Below are 16095 nucleotides of genomic sequence, written 5' to 3'. Positions count from 1 at the left end.
CGCCCCCGGCCTTCTTGACGATCCAGACGATTCCCGCGAAGACGACTCCGATGATCACGACTACGAGGACCATGTCCCCGCCCCCTCTCTGACGCCCGGTCCCCCGGGCCCCGGGCTCCCCATGTCCCGGCGTGCAGGGGGGATGCCCGCAGGCCACGGCGGCCAAAGCACACTTGAGCAACTCCAGAGGTTCCCCCCAGGATGGCGCCCATGAGCGCACCCGCGAACAGCAGCCGCCCCTTCCTCAACCGCCGCCTGGCCTCCTTCGGCACCACGATCTTCGCGGAGATGTCGGCGCTGGCCGCCCGCACCGGATCGATCAACCTGGGCCAGGGTTTCCCCGACACCGACGGCCCCGCCGAGATCGCCGAGGCCGCCGTCCGCGCGATCCGGGACGGCCGCGGCAACCAGTACCCGCCGGGCCCGGGCGTCCCCGAGCTCCGCGAGGCGATCGCCGCCCACCAGCGACGCTTCTACGGGCTGGCGTACGACCCGGACACGGAGGTGCTCGTCACCGCCGGCGCCACCGAGGCCATCGCGGCCGCCCTGCTCGCCCTGCTGGAGCCCGGCGACGAGGTCATCGCCCTCGAACCGTTCTACGACTCCTACGCCGCCTGCATCGCCATGGCCGGCGCCGTCCGCGTCCCGCTCACCCTGCGCGCCCCCGCCTTCCGCCCCGACCTGGACGCCCTGCGCGACGCCGTCACCCCGCGCACCCGGCTGCTCCTGCTGAACACCCCGCACAACCCGACGGGCACCGTCCTGACCCCCGCCGAACTGGCCGCCATCGCCGAGCTCGCCGTCGAGCGCGACCTCCTGGTCGTCACCGACGAGGTCTACGAACACCTCGTCTTCGAGGGCGGCCACACCCCGCTGGCCTCCCTGCCCGGCATGCGCGAACGCACCGTCACCATCTCCTCCGCGGGCAAGACCTTCTCCTTCACCGGCTGGAAGGTCGGCTGGATCACCGCCCCGCCCGCCCTGGTCACCGCGGTCCGCTCCGCGAAGCAGTACCTCACCTACGTCGCCTCGGGCCCCTTCCAGTACGCCGTGGCCGAGGCCCTCGCCCTGCCCGACGCCTACTACGACGGCTTCCGCGCCGACCTCGCCGCCAAGCGCGACCTGCTCGCCGGCGGCCTCGCCGCCGCCGGGCTGGAGGTCTTCCGCCCGCAGGGCACGTACTTCGTCACCACCGACGTCTCCCCGCTCGGCGAGAGCGACGGCCTGGCCTTCTGCCGCGCCCTGCCCGAGCGCTGCGGCCTCGTCGCCATCCCGAACCAGGTCTTCTACGACGACAAGTCCGCCGGCGCCACCCAGGTCCGCTGGGCCTTCTGCAAGCGGACGGATGTTTTGGAGGAGGCCGTGGCCCGCCTCGGGCGTCTGGGGGCCGCGGCCTCGTAGGGTGGCGCCGGAGGGGGACCGAAGACCTTGGAACTGCCCGCCGGACGCAGCCTGCGAGGAGCGGCCCGCGCGGGCACGGGAAAGCCGGGCGGAACATGACGACGGTGTCCCTGCGGCCGCCGGTGCGGGCGACCACGGCCCCGGCGGCCCTCGTCGCGCTCGGCGTGTTCGCGGCCGTGCGCGGGGCCGGCGTGCTGGTGCTGGCCGCCGGGTCCTGGTGGGACGGGCGCGGCCCGGTACGGGTGCTCGGGAGCTCCTGGGACTCCGTCTGGTACCTCGCCATCGCCGCCCACGGCTACGGCCGGACCCAGATGTGGGCCGACGGCTCCATCCAGAGCGACCACGCCTTCTTCCCGCTCTACCCCGCCCTGGTCCGGCTGGCCGGGGCCACCGCGCCCGCCGGGCTGGCGGTGGCCTGGACGGCCGCCGCGGTGGCCGCCGTCGGCGTGTACCGGGTCGGGGAGCACCTGCTCGGGGCCCGGGCCGGGGTGCTGCTCGTCGGCCTGTGGGCGGCCCTTCCGCACGCCGTGGTGCTGACCCTGGCCTACACCGAGGCCCTGCTCTGCGCCCTCGCCGCCTGGGCCCTGTACGCCCTGCTGCGCGGGCGCTGGGCCGTCGCCGCGGCCCTGGCGGTGCTCGCCGGGCTGACCCGGCCCACCGGGATCGCCGTGGCCGCCGCGGTGACGGCGCTGGCGGTGCGGGAGCTGGCGCTGCGGGGCGGCCGCGCACCCGGCGTGTGGGCGGCCGGGCTGCTGGCCCCGGCGGGCTGGGCCGCGTACGTCCTGGCCGTAGGGGCGGCCCGCGGCGAGCCGCTCGGCTACTTCGCCGTGCAGCGGCAGTGGGGCTCGCGCTTCGACTTCGGCGTCGGGGCCATGCGGTCCGCCGGGACGGTGCTGACCGGCGGGCACGTGCCGCTCGCGACCACCGTGACGGTGGCCGTGCTGGCCGCGGCGGGGCTGCTCGCGGCGGCGCTGGTACTGGAACGGGCCCCGCTGCCGCTGCTCGCCTACACCGGGACCCTGCTGGTGATCACCTTCGGCGGCGCGGGGTTCTTCGAGTCGAAGCCGCGGTTCCTGCTGCCCGCGTTCCCGCTGCTGCTGCCGCTGGCGGCCGTCATGGCGAGAGCCCGGCCGCGCACCGCGGTCGTGGTGACCGGGTGCGCGGCCGGGCTCTCGTACGGCTACGGGGCGTACCTGCTCCTGGTGGCGCGGGTACCCCTGTGAGGGCCGCCGGCGACTAGTTGGTCCCGTCGCCCTCGGCCGTGTCGTCGCCCTCCGCGGAGTCGACGTCCTTCTCCAGGCCGAGCTGCTCCACGAGCCACTTGTCGAACTCGATCGAGGCGCGGACCCAGCTGACCGTGGAGGACACGAAGTGCTCCAGGCTGACGCCGGTGCCGATCAGCATCTGCGCCTCGCCGATCAGCCGGACGGAGCCGTCGTCGTGCGTGTGGCTGTAGACCTTCGGCCACAGGGTGCGGCGGTTCCAGTCGTCGATCGACTCGAGCAGCTGCGGCTTGTCGTCGATCGCGTGGGGGCGGTCGTAGAAGGTCCGCACGGAGAAGACCTGCTGCTCGTCTTCGCCGCGGAACATGAAGTACGTCCGGAAGTCCTCCCACGGCGCCGCGAGGTCACCCTCGTCGTCGACGACGTACTTGAGCTCCATCTGCTCCAGGAGCTGCTTGACCAGATCCTGGTCGGGGACGACGGGGCCCGCCGGTCCTGTGGCCTGCGGTTCGGGCTGACCCCCGAAGTTCGGAATCGAGGCCGGGTCGATGCTCACCGTGTACTTCCCTTCGTGCGGATACAGCCATCCTCCACCATCGCTCCCACTCCGTGTCCACCCCCGCACCCCCGATCCGCTCCGGGCGGACACGGGGACGCGGGAGGGGGTACGCGCGGGCGCCCGGGCGCGGGCCCGGCCCCCGCCCGGACGGCCCCGCTCAGAGCGCCTTGCCGACCAGCAGGCCGTCGCCGGCCACGTCGACGCGGACGGTGTCGCCGTCCTTGACCTCGCCGGAGAGGATCTCCCGGGCCAGCCGGTCCCCGACGGCCGTCTGGATCAGGCGGCGCAGGGGGCGGGCGCCGTACGCCGGGTCGTTGCCCTCGTCCGCCAGCCAGGCCAGGGCCGCGGGGGTGACGTCCAGGTGCAGGCGCCGGTCGGCGAGGCGCCGGGCGAGGCGGCCGATCTGGAGCTCCGCGATGTGCGCCAGCTCGTCGCGGGTGAGGGCGGAGAAGACCACCAGGTCGTCGAGGCGGTTGAGGAACTCCGGCTTGAAGCTCGCCCGGACCACCTCCAGGACGCGGGCCTTCTTGTCCTCGGCGGAGGTCGCCGGGTCCACCAGGTACTGGCTGCCCAGGTTGGAGGTCAGGACCAGGATGGTGTTGCGGAAGTCCACGGTGCGGCCCTGGCCGTCCGTGAGCCGGCCGTCGTCGAGGACCTGGAGCAGGACGTCGAAGACCTCCGGGTGGGCCTTCTCCACCTCGTCCAGGAGGACGACGGAGTAGGGGCGGCGCCGGACGGCCTCGGTGAGCTGGCCGCCCTCCTCGTAGCCCACGTAACCGGGCGGGGCGCCGACGAGCCGGGCCACGCTGTGCTTCTCGCCGTACTCCGACATGTCGATGCGGATCATGGCCCGCTCGTCGTCGAAGAGGAAGTCCGCGAGGGCCTTGGCCAGCTCGGTCTTGCCCACGCCCGTCGGGCCCAGGAAGAGGAACGAGCCGGTCGGGCGGTCCGGGTCGGCGATGCCGGCGCGGGTGCGGCGCACGGCGTCCGAGACGGCCCGTACGGCCTCGCCCTGGCCGATCAGCCGGCGGCCCAGCTCGTCCTCCATGCGCAGCAGCTTCTGGGTCTCGCCCTCCAGCAGCCGGCCGGCCGGGATGCCCGTCCAGGCACCGACCACGTCCGCGATGTCGTCGGGGCCGACCTCGTCCTTGACCATGCTGTCCTTGGCGGCGGCGCCCCCGCCGGCCTTGGTGGCCGCCTCCTCCTCGGTGGCCTCGGCCAGCTCGCGCTCCAGGGCCGGGATCTCCCCGTAGAGCAGCTTGGAGGCGGAGTCGAAGTCCCCGTCGCGCTGGGCGCGCTCGGCCTGGCCGCGCAGGTCGTCCAGGCGCTCCTTGAGCTCGCCGACCCGGTTCAGGGACTGCTTCTCCTTCTCCCAGCGGGCGGTCAGGCCGCGCAGCTCCTCCTCGCGGTCCGCGAGGTCCTTGCGCAGCTTGTCGAGGCGCTCGCGGGAGGCGGCGTCCGACTCGTTCTTCAGGGCCAGCTCCTCCATCCGCAGCCGGTCCACGGAGCGCTGGAGCTCGTCGATCTCGACGGGCGAGGAGTCGATCTCCATGCGGAGCCGGGAGGCGGCCTCGTCGACGAGGTCGATGGCCTTGTCGGGCAGGAAGCGGGAGGTGATGTACCGGTCGGAGAGGGTGGCGGCGGCGACGAGCGCGCTGTCGTTGATGACGACCTTGTGGTGGGCCTCGTAGCGGCCCTTGAGCCCGCGCAGGATCGCGATGGTGTCCTCGACGCTCGGCTCGGCGACCAGGACCTGCTGGAAGCGGCGCTCCAGCGCCGGGTCCTTCTCGATGCGCTCGCGGTACTCGTCCAGGGTGGTCGCGCCGACCATCCGCAGTTCGCCGCGGGCCAGCATGGGCTTGAGCATGTTGCCCGCGTCCATGGCGGAGTCCCCGCCGGCGCCCGCGCCGACGACGGTGTGCAGCTCGTCGATGAAGGTGATGATCTGGCCGTCGCTGGACTTGATCTCCGCGAGGACGGTCTTGAGGCGTTCCTCGAACTCGCCGCGGTACTTCGCGCCGGCGACCATCGCGCCGAGGTCGAGGGAGACGAGCCGCTTGTTCTTCAGGGACTCGGGGACGTCCCCCTTGACGATGCGCTGGGCCAGGCCCTCGACCACGGCGGTCTTGCCGACGCCGGGCTCGCCGATGAGCACCGGGTTGTTCTTCGTACGGCGCGAAAGCACCTGGACAACGCGCCGGATCTCGTGGTCGCGGCCGATGACGGGGTCGAGCTTGCCCTCGCGGGCGGCCGCCGTGAAGTCCGTGCCGAACTTCTCCAGGGCCTTGTACTGGCCCTCGGGATCGGGGGTGGTCACCCGCCGTCCTCCTCGTGCGTTCTCGAATGCGGACAGCAGCTTCTTCGCGGTCGCGCCCTGGGCGGAAAGGACCTCACCGGCGGCCCCGCCCTTGGCGGCGGTCGCGATGAGGAGGTGTTCGGTGGAGAGGTAGTCGTCGCCGAGCTTGCCGGCCTCCGCGTCGGCCTCGGCCAGGACGGCGAGCAGCTCGCGGGTGGGCTGCGGGGGCGCGACGGTGGAACCGGTGACGCTGGGCAGGGCGGCGAGCAGCCGCTCGGCGCCGGCCCGGACGGCGGCCTGGTCGGCGTCGGTCGCGGCGAGCAGGTCGGTGACGTTCTCGTTGTCCTCGCCGGCGAGCAGTGCCAGCAGCAGGTGTGCGGGGGTCAGGTCGGCGTGGCCGTCCTTGACGGCCCTGCTGGTGGCCGCGTTCAGGGCGTCGCGGCTCTTGTTCGTCAGCTCGGCGTCCACTCCGTGGCTCTCCTCTCCGGCGGGGTGCGCGCGCCGCGCACCGCTTTTTCTCGACTATGACACGTTCAGCGTCTGCAAACTTGAGTCTATTCCACTCAAGGTGAGTTTCGTACGCTTCGGCGCATGTCCCATGACGTACTCAATCCGACGCCCGAGTACCTCGCCTTCTGGCAGGAACGGCACGTCTGCACCCTGACCACCCCGCGCCCGGACGGCACGCCCCACGTGGTGCCGGTGGGCGTGACGTACGACCCCGCGGCCGGGCTGGCCCGGGTGATCAGCAACCGGCACAGCAAGAAGGTGCGCAACGTGCTCGCGGCGCCGGGCGGTTCGGCGCGGGCGGCGGTCTGCCAGATGCAGGGCCGGCGCTGGGCCACCCTGGAGGGGCGCGCGGTGGTCCGTACGGACGAGGCGTCGGTCGCCGACGCGGTGGCGCGCTACGCGGAGCGGTACGGGCGCACGCCCTCGCCCAACCCGGACCGGGTCGTACTGGAGATCACCCTGGACCGGGCGATGGGCCGGGCCTGAAGGGGCCGCCGGGGCGGACGGGGCGGCCCGGCCGGCCGGCAGGGCGTTCTCACCGGATCCTCATGCGGCGGACCGGTCCGGCCCCTGGACGCGGACATCACAACGGCGCCATCGTGGTCAGGTCCACGATGGCGCCGTTGTGTGGGGGAAGCACCTGGGGCGATCTGCAACGACGGGGGAATCGCCTCAGGCACTGCGGGGGGTGGCGGCGGTGATGTCGGGTTCGAAGAGCTGGTGATCGCGCTGATCGAGGTTGACGAAGACCATTCCGTACCGCACCTCGCAGCGGACGGGCTGCGGTGCGCCCCGGGGGCGGCGCAGACAGCGGTAGGCGCGGACGTCTTCGTCCTCCTCGCGCACGACGACGATCGGCTGGCCGAAGAGGGTGACCATCAGCGAGTCGCCCGCGTAGGGGATGGCGGTCGCAAGGTCGATGAACTGCCAGCCGGACCGGTAGGCGGAAGCCATCTCACGTCGGAAGTCGCGGTCGTCGGGGGTCATCAGGCGACCGTCGCGGGTGCGGCGTTCCAGCCGCTGTCGGACTGGACGGTCGGCACGACGTTCCAACCGCTGTCGAGCTCACCGTCCGCCACGGTGTTCCAGCCGCTGTCCGTCTTGCCCGCGGGCCTGGCGTCCCTGCCGCTGTCCGTCGGCGCGACGTTCCAACCGCTGTCGGCCAGAGCACCCCCCGCGTCGCCGTTGACAGCGCCGACTGCCCCAAAGACCGCAACAGCGGAGAAAACAACGGCAAGCGCCGAGCGAAGCATTCTCTTGTACATGGTCGGCTTCGTCCTCACTTGATGGAATCCTCTCCCCCGCATGTCAGACCATGGCTCATTCAGGCACGTTACGGCCACAGGGACGATGCATCATGTTCTTGCATGTTCAGGACCCTGGGGGGTGGAGATTTGCCCATAAGCGACACAAACCCGACACATCCCCACCCCGTGACATCGATGTGCGACGAGGGAGCCCGGCTCTACGCGGCGGCGCTGAGCACCGGACGGGTGCCGCGCAGCGAGGTGGAAAACGTTCCCTGCCTGCTTGAATTCGCCCTCCTGCGCCCCGACCCGGATGACGCGAACCAGCTCCGGGCGGTTCCGCCCGCCATCGCCCTGGCGCAGCGGCTCCAGCCCCTGGAACGCGAGATCCAGGACCGGCGGCGCAGCGCGATCGACCTCACCGACGCATTCGAGCCGTTCCTCACCATCAGCGCGCAGAACCCCTCGAACACCCACGCCATCACCGTCCTGGAGGGATTCGACCAGATCAACGCCGCGCTGGACCTGGCGACGGCCGAGTGCCACACGGAGATGCTGACGGTCCAGCCGGGCGGGGCCCGCCCCTCCTACGCCCTCAGCGAGGCGCTGGAACGCGACGCCCCGCTGATCGACCGCGGGGTGAGCATCCGCACGCTCTACCAGCACACCGCCCGGCACAGCCAGGGCACGCTCGCCTACGTGGAGCGGATCTCGGCGGGCAAGGTGGAGATCCGCACCCTGGAGGAGCTGATCGAACGGCTCATCGTGTTCGACCGCACGGTGGCCTTCATCCCGGTCAGCGACGACCGGCGGGTGGCGCTGGAGCTCCGCCACCCGGGGCTGGTCGACTACCTGATCAAGGTGTTCGAGCAGCTGTGGCGGCGGGCCGTGCCGCTCAGCGACGAGGTCACGTACACGCACATGCCCGACGGGATCTCCGGCGTGCAGCGCTCCATCGCCCAGCTGCTGATCGAGGGGCACGTGGACGAGGCCATCGCGCGCCGGCTGGGGATGAACGTGCGGACCTGCCGCGCGCACATCGCCCGGCTGGCCACCGCCCTGGGCAGCGGCAGCAGGGCCCAGCTGGGCTACCTCATCGCCCAGTCGGGGATCCTGCACACCGAGGGCCCCCCGGACCTCCCGGAGCCCTGAGGGGGCCGTACAGGGCCGCCCACGGCCCCGTGACGCGCGACGCGCGAAGGCCCCGCCCGGGATTTCGGGCGGGGCCTTCGCGCGTGCAGGTTCTTACAGGGCCGAACGGGCCGTACGGGTCGTACGGGGGCCTGCGCCGGGTGCGGGCGGCGTCAGTCCATCGGGCGCTTGGGACGCCAGACGACCAGCGCGCTGCCCGGCTGCGGCGGCTGGTACGGGACCAGGTCGCGCCGGTAGGAGGCGTGCACCTGGGCCTCGCGGGCCTTGAGGGTGGCCGCGGCCCCGTCCACCGCGCTGGCGAGCTCGGCGACGCGCTGCTGGAGCGCGGCCACCTGGTTCTCCAGTTCGATGATCCGCTTGATTCCCGCCAGATTGATGCCCTCGTCCTGGGACAGCGCCTGCACCGTGCGGAGCAGCTCGATGTCCCGGGCGGAGTAGCGCCGGCCGCGGCCGGCCGTCCGGTCCGGGGAGACCAGGCCGAGCCGGTCGTACTGGCGCAGGGTCTGCGGATGCAGGCCCGACAGCTGGGCGGCCACCGAGATGACGTAGACCGGGGTCTCGTCGGTCAGCTGGTACGCACCACTGCCGAAACGGGTCTGTCGTCGGCGGCCGTCCATGTCAAGCTCCCTTCGCGGACTCGAACAGCAGGGCGCGCGGGTCCTCGGACCCCACCGCGTCGCGGTACGTCTCCAGGGCCTCGCGGGCCTTGTCGCTCAGTTCCGTCGGCACCGCCACCTCCACCGTGACGAGCAGGTCGCCGCGGGTGCCGTCCTTGCGGACCGCGCCCTTGCCGCGGGCCCGCATCGTACGGCCGCCGGGGGTGCCCGGGGGGAGTTTCAGCGTGACCGCCGGACCGTTCAGGGTCGGCACCTTGATGTCGGCGCCCAGGGCGGCCTCCGCGAAGGTCACCGGGACCGTCACCGTGAGGTTGTCGTCCTTGCGGCCGAACACCGGGTGGGAGTCCACGTGGACGACCACGTAGAGGTCGCCCGCCGGGCCGCCGCGCTCGCCCGGAGTGCCCTTGCCGCGCAGCCGGATCCGCTGGCCGTCGGAGACGCCCGCCGGGATCCTGACCTGCATGGTCCGCGAGCTGCGGGCCCGCCCGCTGCCCTTGCAGACGTCACAGGGGGTCTCCGCGATCAGTCCGCGGCCCTTGCAGTCCGCGCAGGGGTCGGTCAGCGAGAAGCCGCCGCCGCTGCCGCGGGACACCTGGCCGGTGCCGACGCAGGTCGGGCACACCCGGGGGGTGCCGTTCTTGTCGCCGGTGCCCGAGCAGGCCTTGCAGGGTGCCTGCGAGGACATCCGCAGCGGGACGGTCGCGCCGTCCACCGCCTCCGTGAAGGAGAGCGTCACCTCGGACTCGACGTCCTGGCCGCGGCGCGGCTGGGTGCGGCCTCCCGCACCCGGGCCGGCGCCACGGTTGAACAGGCCGCCGAAGACGTCCCCGAGGCCGCCGCCGAAACCGCCGGCCCCCGCGCCGCCACCGCCGCCCTGGGTGCCCCCGAAGAGGTCGCCCAGGTCGAAGTTGAAGGAGCCGCCGCCCCCGCCCGGACCGGGGCGGAAGCCACCGTTGCCGAACAGGGCGCGGGCCTCGTCGTACTCCTTGCGCTTCTTGGGGTCGCCGAGGACGTCGTTCGCCTCGGAGATCTCCTTGAAGCGCTCCTCGGCCGAGGCGTCGCCCTTGTTCGCGTCCGGGTGGAACTCGCGCGCGAGCTTGCGGTACGCCTTCTTCACCTCGGCGTCGGTGGCGTCCTTCGGGACACCGAGGACCTTGTAGTAGTCCTTCTCGACGAAGTCCTTCGTGCTCATCCCCGGTGGCCCTCCTCTCGGTTTCCTACGTGTGCTGCGTCAGCCCTCTTCGGGGGCATCCGCGTCCTTGTCGGACGGCTTGTCGCCCTCCGCGGACTCGGACTTGGCGGCGGGCGCCGCACCCGGCTGGGGCTCGGCGACCGCGACCCGCGCGGGACGGATCGTACGCTCGCCGATCCGGTACCCCGGCTGCAGGATCGCCACGCAGGTGTCCTCGGTGACGTCCGGCGCGTACGAGTGCATCAGGGCCTCGTGGATCGTCGGGTCGAAGGGCTCGCCCTCCTTGCCGAACTGCTGCAGGCCCATCTTGGCCGCCGCGGTCTCCAGCGACTCGGCCACCGACTTGAAGCCGCCGACCAGTTCGCCGTGCTCCCGCGCCCGGCCGATGTCGTCCAGGGTGGGCAGGAGCTCCGTCAGGAGGGACGCGACAGCGATCTCCTTGACGGCGATCCGGTCCCGCTCCACGCGGCGACGGTAGTTCTGGTACTCCGCCTGGAGCCGCTGGAGGTCCGCGGTGCGCTCGCCGAGCGCGGTACGGGCCTGGTCCAGCTGCGCCAGCAGAGCCACGTCTGCTGCTGCGGAGTCCCCGGCCGGGGCCGCGGCCTCCTCCTTGTCGGAGGAAGCTGCGGCCTTCGGCTCGGCGGCGTCGTCGGACGTGCCGTCGGCGGGGACTTCGGGCTTCTCGTCGAAGCCCGGGGTCTCCTCCGGCATCAGGCAGCGCCACCCTTCGGCTTCTCGTCGTCCACGATCTCGGCGTCGACGACGTCGTCGTCGGCCGCCTTGGCCTGGCCCGCGTCACCGGCGCCACCCGCGGCACCCTGGGCACCCTGGGCGTCGGCGTAGATGGCCTGGCCCAGCTTCTGGCTGATCGCGGCGAGCTTCTCGGTCGAGGTGCGGATCTCCGCCGCGTCCTCGCCCTTCAGCTTCTCCTTGAGCTCGGTGATGGCGCTCTCGACCTCGGTCTTGACGTCGGCCGGGACCTTCTCCGCGTTCTCCGAGAGGAACTTCTCCGTCTGGTAGACGAGCTGCTCGCCCTGGTTGCGGGACTCGGCGGCCTCCTTGCGGCGCAGGTCCTCGTCCGCGTACTGCTCCGCCTCCTGGCGCATGCGGTCGACCTCGTCCTTGCCGAGCGAAGAGCCGCCGGTGACGGTCATCTTCTGCTCCTTGCCCGTGCCGAGGTCCTTCGCCGTCACGTGCATGATGCCGTTGGCGTCGATGTCGAAGGAGACCTCGATCTGCGGGACGCCGCGGGGCGCCGGCGGCAGGCCGGTCAGCTCGAACATGCCGAGCTTCTTGTTGTACGCCGCGATCTCGCGCTCGCCCTGGTAGACCTGGATCTGCACGGACGGCTGGTTGTCCTCGGCCGTCGTGAAGATCTCGGACCGCTTGGTCGGGATCGTGGTGTTGCGCTCGATGAGCTTGGTCATGATGCCGCCCTTGGTTTCGATACCCAGGGACAGCGGGGTCACGTCGAGGAGCAGGACGTCCTTGACCTCACCCTTGAGCACACCGGCCTGGAGGGTGGCGCCGATGGCGACGACCTCGTCCGGGTTGACGCCCTTGTTGGCGTCCTGACCGCCGGTGAGCTCCTTGACGAGCTCGGCGACGGCGGGCATGCGGGTGGAGCCACCGACGAGAACGACGTGGTCGATCTCGGACAGGTTGATGCCCGCGTCCTTGATGACGTTGTGGAACGGGGTCTTGCAGCGGTCGAGCAGGTCCGCGGTGAGCTGCTGGAACTGCGAGCGCGTGAGCTTCTCGTCCAGGTGCAGCGGGCCCTCGGCGGAGGCCGTGATGTACGGCAGGTTGATCGAGGTCTCCGTGGAGGAGGACAGCTCGATCTTCGCCTTCTCGGCGGCCTCGCGCAGGCGCTGGAGCGCCATCTTGTCCTTGGACAGGTCGACGCCGTGGCCGTTCTGGAACTGCTTCACCAGGTAGTCGACGACGCGCTGGTCCCAGTCGTCGCCACCGAGGTGGTTGTCACCGTTGGTGGCCTTCACCTCGACGACGCCGTCGCCGATCTCCAGGAGCGACACGTCGAAGGTGCCGCCACCGAGGTCGAAGACGAGAATGGTCTGGTCGTCCTTGTCGAGGCCGTAGGCCAGGGCGGCGGCGGTCGGCTCGTTGACAATACGCAGGACGTTCAGGCCCGCGATCTCGCCGGCCTCCTTCGTCGCCTGGCGCTCGGAGTCGTTGAAGTAGGCCGGGACGGTGATGACCGCGTCCGTGACCTTCTCGCCCAGGTACGCCTCGGCGTCGCGCTTCAGCTTCTGCAGGATGAAGGCGCTCATCTGCTGCGGGTTGAAGTCCTTGCCATCCAGGTTGATCTTCCAGTCAGTGCCCATGTGGCGCTTGACGGAGCGGATGGTCCGGTCCACGTTCGTGACCGCCTGGCGCTTGGCCACCTCGCCGACGAGGACCTCGCCGTTCTTGGCGAAGGCGACGACGGACGGCGTGGTCCTGGCGCCCTCGGCGTTGGTGATGACGGTGGGCTCTCCGCCTTCGAGAACGCTGACGACGGAGTTAGTGGTGCCCAGGTCGATGCCGACCGCACGTGCCATTTCAATTCCTCCAGCTGACTTGAGTGCAACGGACTCAAGAATGCCCCACAACCCTCCCGGCGTCAACAGAGGTGAGTCGAGGACGCTCAACCTTTAGGTGCCCCTTACGCTCACGTCTGCCGCGGCGCGCCCGAACGGGGCACCCCGGCCGCGCGCCACCCCCGTACGGCCGGAGGCGTCCGGCACCGTGCTGCCATGCCCCTGCTGCTCACGTTCCCCGACCGGCCGGCGCCGTGGCCGGCCAAGCGGGTCTTCGACCTGATCGGCGCACTGGCCCTGCTGACGGTATGCGTCCCGCCGCTCCTGCTCGCCGCCGCCCTGCTCTACGCGGCCCGGCGCCGGGGAGTCCTCGTGCGCGAGCCGGCGCTCGGGCTCGGCGGGCGCCCGTTCCGCACCTGGCGGCTGCGGACCGAGGACGCCGGACGGGCCGGCGAGGCCGTGGAGCGGTGCGCCCTGGACGCGCTCCCGCAGCTGCTCAACGTGCTGCGCGGCGAGATGTCCCTGGTCGGGCCCCGCCCGCAGGCCGCGCTCGCCCGGGCGGACCGCCCCGAACGCCTGCACGTACGTCCCGGAATGACCGGATTGTGGCAGGTCAGCTCGCGATCCGACCTCCCCTGGGAGGAGATGGACCTGCTGGACCGGCACTATGTGGAGAGCCATTGGCTGGGGATGGATCTCGCGATCCTCGCGCAGACCCCTCGGGCGGCCTACCGACAGAGGCATGCCTGAGCGACACAGATCACCGCTCGCCCACCTACATTGCGGCGGGGGAACTGGGTAACCTCAAGCCTTGACTCAATAAGTTACCGCTTAGTAAGTCCCGCCCGAGGAGCCCTCCCATGCAACTCGCCGCGATCATCGTGTCGCTGGTCCTGACCGTGGTCGGCGTCGCGCTGCTCGCCCGAGCCGTGGCCCAGATCTACCGCTTCGTGAAGATCGGCCAACCCGTACCGGCCGGCAGCCGTACGGACCGGCCGAAGGAACGAACGCTCACCCTGGTCAGGGAGTTCCTCGGCCACAGTCGGATGAACCGCTGGGGCATCGTCGGCTTCGCCCACTGGTTCGTCGCCATCGGCTTCCTGACGCTGCCTCCGACCCTGGTGCAGGCGTACGGCCAGCTCTTCCAGGCGGACTGGCTGCTGCCGATCGTCGGGGACTTCCTGCCCTTCGAGATGTACACCGAGTTCATCGGCGTCATGACGGTCGTGGGCATCGTCATCCTGATGGCGATCCGGCTGCTCAACCTTCCCTCGCGGGCCGGTCGCAAGTCGCGCTTCGCGGGCTCGAAGGCCTGGCAGGCGTACTTCGTCGAGTACGTCATCCTCACCATCGGCCTCGCCATCCTCGCCCTGCGCGGCCTCGAAGGCGCGATCCACCACGTGGACGGCTACGAGCCGGCGTACTTCGCCTCGTACCCGCTGGTCCTGGCCTTCAAGGGGCTCTCCCTCGGCGGCCTGCAGAACGCCATCTACTTCACCGCGATGGTCAAGATCAGCGTTTCGCTGATCTGGATGATCACGGTCTCGCTCAACACCAACATGGGTGTCGCCTGGCACCGCTTCCTCGGCTTCCCGAACATCTGGTTCAAGCGGAACGCAGACGGCGGCGTGGCCCTCGGCGCGCTCCAGCCGATGACCAGCGGCGGCAAGGAGATCGACTTCGAGGACCCGGGCGAGGACGACGTCTTCGGCGTCTCCCAGGTCGAGCAGTTCTCCTGGAAGGGCATCCTCGACTTCTCCACCTGCACCGAATGCGGCCGCTGCCAGTCGCAGTGCCCCGCCTGGAACACCGGCAAGCCGCTGTCCCCGAAGCTGCTGATCATGTCGCTGCGCGATCACGCGCACGCCAAGGCCCCGTACCTGCTCGCGGGCGGCGGCAAGGACATGGAGGGCAACGAGAAGGCGACGGCGGAGCAGCTCAAGGACGTACCGGCCGCGGCCCTGGCCGAGGCCGAGCGCCCGCTGATCGGCACCGCCGAGGAGAACGGCGTCATCGACCCGGACGTGCTGTGGTCCTGCACGACCTGCGGCGCGTGCGTGGAGCAGTGCCCCGTCGACATCGAGCACATCGACCACATCGTCGACATGCGGCGGTACCAGGTGATGATCGAGAGCGCGTTCCCGTCGGAGGCGGGCACGATGCTCAAGAACCTGGAGAAGAAGGGCAACCCCTGGGGCCTGGCCAAGAAGCAGCGCGTCGAGTGGACGAAGGAGGTCGACTTCGAGGTCCCGATCATCGGCAAGGACGCGGAGGACCTCTCGGAGTTCGACTACCTCTACTGGGTCGGCTGCGCGGGCGCCCTCGAAGACCGCGCGAAGAAGACCACGAAGGCCTTCGCGGAGCTGCTGAACATCGCGGGCGTCAAGTTCGCGATCATGGGCGGCGACGAGAAGTGCACGGGTGACTCGCCGCGCCGCCTGGGCAACGAGCCGCTGTTCCAGCAGCTGGCCCAGGAGAACGTGGCCATGCTGAACATGGCCTTCGGCGAGGACGACGAGGACGAGTCGACGAAGAAGCCGAAGACCGCGAAGCGGATCGTCTCGACCTGCCCGCACTGCTTCAACACGATCGCGAACGAGTACCCGCAGCTGGGCGGCGAGTACGAGGTCATCCACCACACGCAGCTGCTCCAGCACCTGATCGACGAGGGCCGGCTGACGCCGGTGACGCCGGTCGACGGGCTGATCACGTACCACGACCCCTGCTACCTGGGCCGGCACAACAAGGTCTACACGCCGCCGCGCGAGATCATGTCGGCCGTGCCGGGGCTGCGCCAGCAGGAGATGCACCGCCACAAGGAGCGGGGCTTCTGCTGTGGCGCGGGCGGCGCGCGGATGTGGATGGAGGAGCGGATCGGCAAGCGCATCAACAACGAGCGCGTCGACGAGGCCCTGTCCCTGAACCCCGACATCGTCTCCACGGCCTGCCCCTTCTGCCTCGTCATGCTCACCGACTCGGTGAACGGCAAGAAGAACGACGGCCAGGCGAAGGAATCCGTCCAGGTGGTGGACGTCGCTCAGCTGCTGCTCGCGTCGGTGAAGGCCCCGGAGCCGACCGAAGCCGAACTCGCCGCGGCGGCCGCGGAGGCCGCCCGGGCGGAGGAGGAGGCCGCGGCCGCGGCCGCCGCCGCGAAGGCCGAGGCGGACGCGAAGGCGAAGGCCGACGCGGACGCGAAGGCGAAGGCCGAGGCCGACGCCGAGGCGGAAGCCGCCGCACAGGCCGAGGCGCCCGCGGCGAAGGCGGACACCGACCCGGAGACCGAGGCCGCAGCGACGGCCACCACACGGGAAGCCGAGGCAGAGCCCACGCCCGACGCTCCGGCCGAGCCGAAGCCCGC

Annotated in this window: 13 protein-coding genes and 1 pseudogene; 6 read left to right on the top strand and 8 right to left on the bottom strand. The window is 71.2% G+C overall.

All coding sequences use genetic code 11. The annotated features are described in order from the left end of the window. Positions 1–201: 201 nt before the first annotated feature. Positions 202–1401 (top strand): pyridoxal phosphate-dependent aminotransferase, encoded by a 1200-nt coding sequence (locus ACGFXC_RS14940; protein ID WP_393712824.1) that lies wholly within the window; start codon positions 202–204, stop codon positions 1399–1401. Positions 1402–1496: 95 nt separating this feature from the next. Beyond that, positions 1497–2624: a hypothetical protein gene (locus ACGFXC_RS14935; RefSeq protein WP_393712822.1), complete on the top strand. Its 1128-nt coding sequence runs from the start codon at positions 1497–1499 to the stop codon at positions 2622–2624. A 13-nt stretch (positions 2625–2637) separates the two neighbouring features. Here the strand turns inward: ACGFXC_RS14935 and ACGFXC_RS14930 are convergent, their stop codons facing one another. Both ACGFXC_RS14930 and clpB read right to left on the bottom strand, forming a co-directional pair. Then, positions 2638–3180, bottom strand: a complete 543-nt coding sequence (locus ACGFXC_RS14930) for a YbjN domain-containing protein (RefSeq protein ID WP_393712820.1) — start codon at positions 3178–3180, stop codon at positions 2638–2640. A 160-nt stretch (positions 3181–3340) separates the two neighbouring features. Beyond that, positions 3341–5947 (bottom strand): ATP-dependent chaperone ClpB, encoded by a 2607-nt coding sequence (gene clpB, locus ACGFXC_RS14925; protein ID WP_393712818.1) that lies wholly within the window; start codon positions 5945–5947, stop codon positions 3341–3343. 123 nt (positions 5948–6070) lie between these two features. Here clpB and ACGFXC_RS14920 point away from each other — a divergent pair, with 123 nt between their 5' ends. Beyond that, complete coding sequence (locus tag ACGFXC_RS14920; protein WP_393712816.1) at positions 6071–6475, top strand: pyridoxamine 5'-phosphate oxidase family protein; 405 nt, start codon at positions 6071–6073, stop codon at positions 6473–6475. A gap of 186 nt (positions 6476–6661) precedes the next feature. On the opposite strand, the gene ACGFXC_RS14915 is transcribed toward ACGFXC_RS14920, so the two are convergent. After that, on the bottom strand, positions 6662–6976 hold the full coding sequence (locus tag ACGFXC_RS14915) for a (2Fe-2S)-binding protein (RefSeq protein ID WP_267088552.1): 315 nt from the start codon (positions 6974–6976) through the stop codon (positions 6662–6664). Next, positions 6976–7272, bottom strand: coding sequence for a hypothetical protein (locus tag ACGFXC_RS14910; protein ID WP_393712814.1), 297 nt, complete (start codon positions 7270–7272; stop codon positions 6976–6978). The genes ACGFXC_RS14915 and ACGFXC_RS14910 overlap by 1 nt, the downstream gene beginning before the upstream one ends. An 84-nt stretch (positions 7273–7356) precedes the next feature. Here ACGFXC_RS14910 and ACGFXC_RS14905 point away from each other — a divergent pair, with 84 nt between their 5' ends. Beyond that, positions 7357–8388 carry a helix-turn-helix transcriptional regulator gene (locus ACGFXC_RS14905; protein WP_393712812.1) on the top strand — a complete coding sequence of 344 codons (1032 nt, stop codon included), beginning with the start codon at positions 7357–7359 and terminating at the stop codon, positions 8386–8388. Between the two features lie 152 nt (positions 8389–8540). Here ACGFXC_RS14905 and ACGFXC_RS14900 read toward each other — a convergent pair whose 3' ends face one another. Genes ACGFXC_RS14900 through dnaK form a run of 4 tightly spaced genes read right to left on the bottom strand, consistent with a single transcriptional unit; the run spans position 8541 to position 12758 of the window. Further along, positions 8541–9005, bottom strand: coding sequence for a heat shock protein transcriptional repressor HspR (locus tag ACGFXC_RS14900; protein WP_393712810.1), 465 nt, complete (start codon positions 9003–9005; stop codon positions 8541–8543). Between the two features lies 1 nt (position 9006). Further along, positions 9007–10197 (bottom strand): molecular chaperone DnaJ, encoded by a 1191-nt coding sequence (gene dnaJ / locus ACGFXC_RS14895; RefSeq protein ID WP_393712808.1) that lies wholly within the window; start codon positions 10195–10197, stop codon positions 9007–9009. Positions 10198–10236: 39 nt separating this feature from the next. Beyond that, entirely contained in the window at positions 10237–10908 is a 672-nt protein-coding gene (gene grpE / locus ACGFXC_RS14890; protein WP_351824551.1) for a nucleotide exchange factor GrpE, read from the bottom strand. Continuing rightward, positions 10908–12758, bottom strand: coding sequence for a molecular chaperone DnaK (gene dnaK, locus ACGFXC_RS14885; protein WP_393712806.1), 1851 nt, complete (start codon positions 12756–12758; stop codon positions 10908–10910). The genes grpE and dnaK overlap by 1 nt, the downstream gene beginning before the upstream one ends. A 195-nt stretch (positions 12759–12953) precedes the next feature. Here dnaK and ACGFXC_RS14880 point away from each other — a divergent pair, with 195 nt between their 5' ends. Together ACGFXC_RS14880 and ACGFXC_RS14875 are read left to right on the top strand one after the other, a co-directional pair. Further along, positions 12954–13487: a sugar transferase gene (locus ACGFXC_RS14880; RefSeq protein ID WP_393712804.1), complete on the top strand. Its 534-nt coding sequence runs from the start codon at positions 12954–12956 to the stop codon at positions 13485–13487. A gap of 110 nt (positions 13488–13597) precedes the next feature. Next, positions 13598–15814 (top strand): annotated as a pseudogene (locus ACGFXC_RS14875) (heterodisulfide reductase-related iron-sulfur binding cluster); the annotation flags it as partial. Between the last annotated feature and the right edge of the window lie 281 nt (positions 15815–16095).

This window comes from Streptomyces sp. NPDC048507 (assembly GCF_043199995.1).
In the GTDB taxonomy this organism is placed as follows: Bacteria; Actinomycetota; Actinomycetes; order Streptomycetales; family Streptomycetaceae; genus Streptomyces.
Note: the sequence above shows the minus strand (reverse complement) of the source record. Positions and strands in the feature narration are given on the sequence as shown.

Excerpts from the sequence above, each read along its gene's own strand:
- ACGFXC_RS14940 (WP_393712824.1), top strand. The coding sequence starts at position 202 with ATGGCGCCCATGAGCGCACCCGCGAACAGCAGCCGCCCCTTCCTCAAC.
- ACGFXC_RS14935 (WP_393712822.1), top strand. The coding sequence starts at position 1,497 with ATGACGACGGTGTCCCTGCGGCCGCCGGTGCGGGCGACCACGGCCCCG.
- ACGFXC_RS14920 (WP_393712816.1), top strand. The coding sequence starts at position 6,071 with ATGTCCCATGACGTACTCAATCCGACGCCCGAGTACCTCGCCTTCTGG.
- ACGFXC_RS14915 (WP_267088552.1), bottom strand. The coding sequence starts at position 6,976 with ATGACCCCCGACGACCGCGACTTCCGACGTGAGATGGCTTCCGCCTAC.
- ACGFXC_RS14905 (WP_393712812.1), top strand. The coding sequence starts at position 7,357 with ATGTTCAGGACCCTGGGGGGTGGAGATTTGCCCATAAGCGACACAAAC.
- ACGFXC_RS14900 (WP_393712810.1), bottom strand. The coding sequence starts at position 9,005 with ATGGACGGCCGCCGACGACAGACCCGTTTCGGCAGTGGTGCGTACCAG.
- dnaJ (WP_393712808.1), bottom strand. The coding sequence starts at position 10,197 with ATGAGCACGAAGGACTTCGTCGAGAAGGACTACTACAAGGTCCTCGGT.
- grpE (WP_351824551.1), bottom strand. The coding sequence starts at position 10,908 with ATGCCGGAGGAGACCCCGGGCTTCGACGAGAAGCCCGAAGTCCCCGCC.
- dnaK (WP_393712806.1), bottom strand. The coding sequence starts at position 12,758 with ATGGCACGTGCGGTCGGCATCGACCTGGGCACCACTAACTCCGTCGTC.
- ACGFXC_RS14880 (WP_393712804.1), top strand. The coding sequence starts at position 12,954 with ATGCCCCTGCTGCTCACGTTCCCCGACCGGCCGGCGCCGTGGCCGGCC.